5 protein-coding genes are annotated in these 5639 nt (G+C 39.2%); 4 read left to right on the top strand and 1 reads right to left on the bottom strand.

The window, feature by feature from the left end; genetic code table 11:
- Positions 1-648 precede the first annotated feature (648 nt).
- The 3 genes from OQ5_RS23895 to OQ5_RS0113530 all read left to right on the top strand — a co-directional run bounded on the left by OQ5_RS23895 (position 649) and on the right by OQ5_RS0113530 (position 2724).
- Positions 649-834 carry a type I restriction-modification system subunit M N-terminal domain-containing protein gene (locus OQ5_RS23895; protein WP_218054543.1) on the top strand — a complete coding sequence of 62 codons (186 nt, stop codon included), beginning with the start codon at positions 649-651 and terminating at the stop codon, positions 832-834.
- Positions 758-2260 (top strand): type I restriction-modification system subunit M, encoded by a 1503-nt coding sequence (locus OQ5_RS21130; protein WP_218054542.1) that lies wholly within the window; start codon positions 758-760, stop codon positions 2258-2260. Before OQ5_RS23895 ends, OQ5_RS21130 begins: the two co-directional genes overlap by 77 nt.
- Positions 2261-2481: 221 nt before the next feature.
- Positions 2482-2724, top strand: coding sequence for a hypothetical protein (locus tag OQ5_RS0113530; protein ID WP_016778001.1), 243 nt, complete (start codon positions 2482-2484; stop codon positions 2722-2724).
- A gap of 171 nt (positions 2725-2895) precedes the next feature.
- Here the strand turns inward: OQ5_RS0113530 and OQ5_RS0113525 are convergent, their stop codons facing one another.
- Positions 2896-4827, bottom strand: a complete 1932-nt coding sequence (locus tag OQ5_RS0113525; protein WP_016778000.1) for a TlpA family protein disulfide reductase — start codon at positions 4825-4827, stop codon at positions 2896-2898.
- Between the two features lie 294 nt (positions 4828-5121).
- Between OQ5_RS0113525 and OQ5_RS0113515 the strand changes: the two genes are divergently transcribed.
- The gene (locus tag OQ5_RS0113515) at positions 5122-5457 is read left to right on the top strand and encodes a hypothetical protein (protein ID WP_016777998.1); all 336 of its coding nucleotides are present in this window, start codon (positions 5122-5124) and stop codon (positions 5455-5457) included.
- Positions 5458-5639 lie beyond the last annotated feature (182 nt).

Raw genomic sequence — 5639 nt, 5'->3', positions numbered from 1 at the left:
ACGCCCCTAAATTTCAACTGTTCGAATTGGCTACGAAGATATTAGGGCTAACGCCCCTTTCTTTAAAAAGGAAAATCGGAGCGTTACAGAAAAACATTGAGTAGAACAATAAATATAATGATAAAATAAGTGGGGCTGCAGCCCTGAAAAATCATACAAATGAATACGAATACAAAAAGGGGCGTAGAAAAAATGTATGAATTAAAACAAAGGAGCGTAGCCCGGTAATCTTCGTAATTGAATAACGGCTGATATAACCCAAAGAGGCGTAGCCTTGAAATCTTTGTAATAGAATAACGGATGATATAATCAAAGGGGCTTTAGCCCTGAAATCTTCGTAGAAAAAATATATGAATTAAAACAAAGGGGCGTAGCCCTGAAATCTTGGTAATAGAATAATGGACGAAATAACCCAAAGGGGCCTATCCCGGTAATCTTTGTAATAAAATAACGAATGATATAACCCAAAGAGGCGTAGCCTTGAAATCTTCGTAGAAAAAATGTATGAATTAAAACAAAGGGGCGTAGCCCGGTAATCTTCGTAATTGAATAACGAATGATATAAACAAAGGGGTGTAGCCCTGAAATCTTCGTAGAAAAAATGTATGGAAAAATCAAAGGGGCGTAGCCCTGAAATCTAAAATTAATATGACACAAAAAGACCAACAACAACTGGGTAAAACCCTCTGGAATATAGCAGACCAACTACGTGGTGCAATGAATCCGGATGACTTTCGCGATTATATGCTTTTCGTTTTTGTTTCTAAGATATCTATCTTCAAATTACGAAAAGGCAGCAAAAAAGGAATTAGGCAGGGATTACCCAGAACTTGAAACTAATGCTAAGCGCACGCCATTGGGCGTTTGGTATGAAGCAAACGAAGAGGATGTGCCTGAGTTTGAAAAACAGATGCGAAGAAAGGTACACTATGTTATTAAACCACAACATCTTTGGAGCAATATCACGGAACTGGCAAGACAACAAAAAGGAGAACTACTACAAACCCTTGAAAAAGGCTTTCGCTACATCGAGAACGAATCATTTGCCAACTCTTTTCAGGGTTTGTTTTCGGAAATTAACCTAAACTCAGAAAAATTAGGAAGGACACCTGCCGATAGAAATAAAAAACTTTGCACCATCATTCAAAAAATTGCAGAAGGTATTGCAGATTTCTCTACCGACACCGACACGCTTGGAGATGCCTATGAATATTTGATTGGTCAGTTTGCCGCAGGGTCGGGTAAAAAAGCAGGAGAGTTCTATACGCCCCAGCCAATATCAACAATCCTTTCCGAAATTGTCACACTGGACAGTCAGGACCCAAGTACAGGCAAGAAAAGCAAATTAGACAATGTGCTTGATTTTGCTTGTGGTTCGGGTTCATTGCTTTTAAACGTAAGAAAACGCATCAGGGAGAATGGCGGTAATGTCGGGAAAATTTATGGTCAGGAAAAGAATATTACTACTTACAACCTTGCCCGCATGAACATGCTACTCCACGGCATGAAGGATACGGAGTTTGAGATATTTCACGGAGATACTTTGCTCAATCAATGGGATATTCTAAATGAAATGAACCCGGCTAAAAAAATGGAATTCGATGCAGTGGTGGCAAATCCGCCGTTTAGCTTACGTTGGGAACCAAATGATACTTTAGCAGAAGACTTCCGTTTCAAAAGTTATGGTCTCGCTCCCAAATCAGCAGCCGATTTTGCCTTTCTTTTGCACGGCTTTCACTTCCTTAGCGAAAATGGAACAATGGCAATCATTTTGCCTCACGGTGTTTTATTCCGTGGCGGAGCAGAAGAACGTATCCGGATTAAACTTCTAAAAGACAACAATATTGATACAGTTATCGGGTTGCCTCCCAAATTGTTTTATTCTACTGGAATTCCCGTTTGTATTGTTGTACTTAAAAAGTGCAAAAAGCAAGAAGATGTTTTATTTATCAATGCCAGCGAGCATTTTGAAAATGGAAAACGCCAACACAGTTTGAGTGAAAAACATATTGAATCCATTGTTGAAACTTACAAATACAGAAAAGAAACCGAACGCTATTCACGAAGAGTTTCGATGGATGAAATTGAAAAGAACGGTTACAACCTGAATATTTCAAGATATGTAAGCACATCGGAAGAGGAAAAAAAGATAGACTTAAGAGCTGTAAATGATAAACTGAAAACAATTAATGAAAGCATAAGGGCGAACACTGAAAAGCATAATAAATTTTTGAAAGAATTGGGGTTGCCACCTATTTAGCCAGCTTTTTTCATAAATTTTCACATGATGTGTGTCATTCCGGCATTTTACAGCTGACTCTATTTAAGGTTTATTGAATAACTTTTAAACGATTAACAATAAATTCTTTACATCATATAAATCCATTTAAGGTGCAAGTTTTTTCATGCATATCTTTAAAAACGTTTGCACCTTTAAATGTTAATTGTCAACATATCACTATTCATAAGAATGTCGTACTAATGAACGACTTTATCTATTTAAAAGGCGCGGTGGCCTGTCCGCTTTCCGGGCCGGCGGATGGCGGGAAGCCAAAATGGGCGACGTTCATGGCCTTGCGCAATGGCCGAAAATTTTGGCTTTCGCGGGGAGCCAGGTTTAAGCGGACCAGACTTTTTTGGTTCTTTTTGGGGCAATGCCAAAAAGAACAATGGAAAATAAATTTGAAACAGAGGTTGCTGACTTTTTCAGCAACTTCTATTTAAGGGGGTATAATTCCCTACGATGATCATTGGAACAGGAGCCTGAAGGGCTCCTATATTTATGGAAACGGTTGTAAATAGGATAAAACGACGCCGAAGGTGTCGTATATTAAGGAAAACAAGTGAGGGCTTCACTTCAAGTGAAACCCCCAACAAATTATCTTAAGATAAATTTTATCCCTTTGTAATCGCTTCCCGCATGGCATCTACTCCCGGGAATCCCGTATGCCGTGCAATCAGTTTTCCCTCTTTATCAAAAATCATAAAGGTGGGAACTCCTTCAATCTTCAGGTTTTCGTACCAATATTGCCATTGTTCATCGCTTACCCGGTAATGATGGCCATGAATCTCAGGAATCATTTTGTTCCATGTGCCGTTAGGAGATGTTTCTCCCGTAAGATATACAAAAACAACACCTTCGTCTTTCATCTCTTCTTTTAGCGGTTTCATTTGTTCCATAGCACTACGGCAGGGAGCGCACCAGGTTGCCCAAAAATCAACGACAACAGATTTACCTTTGTATTCAGCAAGAATGGCATCAAACACCTTATTCTGTGCAACGTCGGGAATTTCATGAATAACAAAATTGTCACCGGAAGCTGCTTTATTGGCTTCTATTATTCTTTTTAATTCGTCATTCTCAGCTATCAATTGATTGGAAATGGCATCATTGACAAAGAGTGTCTGTAGTTCTTGTTTTTCTTCTTCTGTAAAGAAATCGGGTTTCTGCAGTTCCTGATACAGAATCTGTGCTTTTGCAGCTTCGATGACCAGTTCACTCTTTTCGTTCAGAGATTGTTCAAGCTTGTTCCCAATAGCAACAGCCTTGTCAATACCCGTCAAATTATTCCCGGCTTCCATAAACACAGGGAGGGTATATATACGGTTTACAACACCCCCGAAATTGCCATCGACAGATAAATCATCCGTAACAAGTTCTTGTATAAAGGAGTAATAGTCCTTGTCTGGTTCTTCAATCTGGAAGTCCGATTCTCTCCATTCTTCGAAAGGAATATCATTGACAGTAAAATGGGCTTGTTTCAGATAATTGCTGTAAAACAGCAAATATTGTAAAAACCGGAATTGGACCATTCCGGATAGAATCTTTTTTTGAGCAGCATTCAGATTTTCAGCTTCGATTTGTTGTTTTGCTGAATGCCACTTGTCAATCATAAATTCCTTGTAAGCATCAGTACTCATCCCGGCAATCTCTTCCATCAAGGAAGTCTGATCAATAAGATTTTTATTGATTTGGTTTATTTCGGTAATTTGAGCCGGAGTTACAGGACTCCCGGATGTGTATACATAAATTGAATCCCCGGGCTGCTTGTCTTTCCGGTAACGCGACTCATATCGTGCTTTTTTTCTCAGATCGACATAAATTTCTGTTTGCTGACCGGGTGCCAGGAAAAAAGGCCCAAACCTATCGGAATAAACTATTGACGGAGTATTAACAGGCACTTCGCCACTGAAAGAGCCATCCTCATTAACGTTTAATTTGGTTTCATTAAAAGATGACGCAACTAAATCGGCAGAGTGAAAGGTAATTTCGTATGGCAGCATTGATTTATTGAACCCCGATAACCGACCGGATATTTTGGCCGGTTGATCGCTGTATGCCGGGTCAGGAACGGGCATGGTTTCCTCTTCGGTAAAGGGAGACATGGATTGTGTTTCTACCGAGGCCTCGGATAGAAGAGAGATACCCCAGATTTTAAAGCAATCTTCACAATCACTTTCTATAAAATCGATTTTTGTAACATCCGGGTCCAGGGGCGGAAAGTATAAGGTAAATGATGATTTTCCGGAGTCGGGCATCCAGTGCTTTTCTCCCGGATTGATCCCCTCAGCTTTTGTAAGCATTAGCTTATTATTTGTTCCACTTTCTTTAATATAGGAATCAGGAGCAATTTTTATCCACCAACCCGGGCGGAAAAAAGCATCGAGATGCAATATTGTGGCAGTATCTGATGTCTCAACTTTTTCCACTTCAAGAACATCGCTGCTCCAGGTTTCAAAAACAGGTTTTTCAACAGAAGCAGGTCGTTTTTGTTGGCAGCTGACAATAACAGCTGTCAGCAGTAAGGTTAATGCATAGTTTTTCATGGTACATTTAGAATTAGATTTGTATTGCTTTAGAATATTTGCCAAAGAATATCTGTTGTTCTTTAAACGGAAAAAGTTTTGATAAATTATTCATTAATTATTATTTTTACTTCGAATATAATACTCTAATCATCAGAATTATGACAAACTCTAACTTTTCTTTTGCTGCTCCTGCTAAAATTTTTCTTCCTGACAAGCCGTACCATTTCCCGGAAATTCCAGTCGTCAGTTTTGTCGTAATTGATGTCATCATTGCATTCAAATAAAATCTGTTCTACCCAAAACCCTCTGACAATGAACTTTATTAAAAACATCGAACGACTCGGGAAGATAGACAAATTAATCCGCATTAAAAGAACCGGAACACCCGATGAGTTTGCAGAAAAATTAGGGATTGGCAGGCGCCAGTTATACAACTATCTGGATGAAATTAAGACTTATGGTATTGAAATAAAATACTCAAGGAATATGCGCAGTTTTTTCTACTCAAACCACAAAAGATTGCATGTCAGATTTGATCTTGAGGTTTTGGATGAACGGCAAATCCGAGGCAAGGAAGGAGGTTTCGTATTTGTATCACCTCGACCGGCATATTTCCAGGCCGCCAGACAATTGAATAGGGACTTTTAATCCTGTAATATCCTTCATTTATTTTATTTTTAAGGTCGGATGAAACTCGTCCCTAATTTTTGCGACTCGTTTCATGTATGCGTGTGGTATGTAAGCCTTCGGTCTCCCACGTATTGTAAAAAGTAAAAATTTTCCCCAAGCCGTGGGATGCCGGCCTGGGAGTTGGATTTTTCTAAGTTCTA

Source organism: Anaerophaga thermohalophila str. Valhall, assembly GCF_000250735.1.
Lineage (GTDB): Bacteria > Bacteroidota > Bacteroidia > Bacteroidales > Marinilabiliaceae > Anaerophaga > Anaerophaga thermohalophila_A.
The sequence above is the reverse complement of the archived record's forward strand: the minus strand, read 5'-3'. Positions and strand labels throughout refer to the sequence as shown.

Coding starts and splice junctions, on each gene's coding strand:
- OQ5_RS23895 (WP_218054543.1), top strand. CDS start 649: ATGACACAAAAAGACCAACAACAACTGGGTAAAACCCTCTGGAATATA.
- OQ5_RS0113530 (WP_016778001.1), top strand. CDS start 2,482: ATGAACGACTTTATCTATTTAAAAGGCGCGGTGGCCTGTCCGCTTTCC.
- OQ5_RS0113525 (WP_016778000.1), bottom strand. CDS start 4,827: ATGAAAAACTATGCATTAACCTTACTGCTGACAGCTGTTATTGTCAGC.
- OQ5_RS0113515 (WP_016777998.1), top strand. CDS start 5,122: ATGAACTTTATTAAAAACATCGAACGACTCGGGAAGATAGACAAATTA.